The organism is Mesorhizobium sp. M5C.F.Ca.IN.020.32.2.1, assembly GCF_004023105.1.
Lineage (GTDB): Bacteria > Pseudomonadota > Alphaproteobacteria > Rhizobiales > Rhizobiaceae > Mesorhizobium > Mesorhizobium wenxiniae.
The window spans coordinates 1-1,425 of the sequence record NZ_RZSX01001223.1; the positions used below are offsets into that span (position 1 = coordinate 1).

At 63.6% G+C, this 1,425-nt stretch carries 2 protein-coding genes; both read right to left on the reverse strand.

Features of this window, described 5'->3' with window-relative positions; translation table 11 throughout:
• Positions 1-381: ABC transporter substrate-binding protein (locus tag EOA86_RS34600; protein WP_245497474.1), on the reverse strand; the 381-nt coding region annotated here is incomplete at its 3' end.
• A gap of 43 nt (positions 382-424) precedes the next feature.
• On the reverse strand, positions 425-1,345 hold the full coding sequence (locus tag EOA86_RS34605) for an ABC transporter permease (protein ID WP_128345611.1): 921 nt from the start codon (positions 1,343-1,345) through the stop codon (positions 425-427).
• Positions 1,346-1,425 lie beyond the last annotated feature (80 nt).

The following is a 1,425-nucleotide window of genomic DNA, read 5'->3' on the forward strand; positions in this document are numbered from 1 at the left end:
GGTGACGCGATCAAGCGAATATTTCACGTCGTCGGCGGTCATCTCGCGGCCATTGTGGAACTTCACCCCTTGGCGCAGCTTGAAGGTGAAGGTCTTGCCGTCGGGCGCGATCTCGTAGCTCTCGGCGAGGTCGGGCCGCAGATTGGTGGTGCCGGGCTCGTAGTCCATCAGCCCGTCGAACAGGCTCTTGATCATCGACCAGTTCTGCCAGTCATAGCCGATGGCCGGATCGAGCGTGGCGACGTCGTCCTTGTAGGTGATGGTGATCGCGCCGCCCTGCCTGGCGTTCGGATCGACGGCGTCTTCGGCGCGGGCGCTTGTCATGCCGAGCATCAGCGCGAGCGCCGATACCGCAACGGTGGAGGTCAAGAAGTTCTTCATCTCATGTTCCCTTTCTCTGGTTGTTACCGGTCTTTTTTGGTTTTCATCTGAGCTTGATGCGCGGATCGATGAACGGTGCGACGGTATCGGCCAGGAGATTGCCGAGCACGATGGCGAAGGCCGAAACGAGGGTGACGCCCATGATGATCGGAATGTCGACGCGCTGGATGGCCTGCCAGGCAAGCTGGCCGATGCCGGGCCAGCCGAACACGCTTTCGACCACCACAATGCCGCCCATGAAGATGCCGATGTCGATGCCGATCATGGCGATGACCGGCAGGATGGCATTTGGCAGGGCGTGGCGGAAAATGATGGCGCCGCGCGCAAGGCCCTTGGCACGGGCGGTCCGCATATAGTCCTGGCGCAGCACGTCGATCATCGACGAGCGCATCATGCGGGCGTACCAGCCGGCGCCGAGTATCCCCATGGTCAGCGAGGGCAGCACCAAATGGCGCCAGGTGCCGTAGCCGCCGATCGGAAACCAGCCGAGCCGCACGGCGAATACATAGAGGAGCAGCAGGCCGACGACGAATTGCGGCGCCGAGACGCCGACAAAGGACGCGACCATCAGCGTCTGGTCGGTGGCGGTGCCACGCCTGACGGCGGCAAGCAGGCCCATCGTCAGGCCGATCGCCAGCTCGCAAAGGATGGCGCCGACCATCAAAAGCAGGCTTGCCGGGAGCCGCGAGACGATGAGCTCCGTGACCTCGGAACGCTGGATGTAGGAGCGACCAAGATCGCCGCTGAGCAGGCTGGTCAGATAGTGCCAGTACTGGATGAAGAAGGGCTGATCGAGGCCGAGCTGCCGGCGGATGTTCTCGACCGTCTCGGGCGTGGCGCTACGGCCGGCGATCTGTCGGACGGGATCGGCGGGCAGCAGGTAGAGCAACGCAAAGGTGATCAGCGAGACGCCGAGCAGGATGAGCACGGACTGGATGACCCGGCGGCCGAGATAAGCGATCATGCCCGGCCCCTTTGCGTCGGATCGAGGATGTCGCGCAGCGCATCGCCGATGAGGTTGAAGGCCAGCGCCAGCGCCAGGAT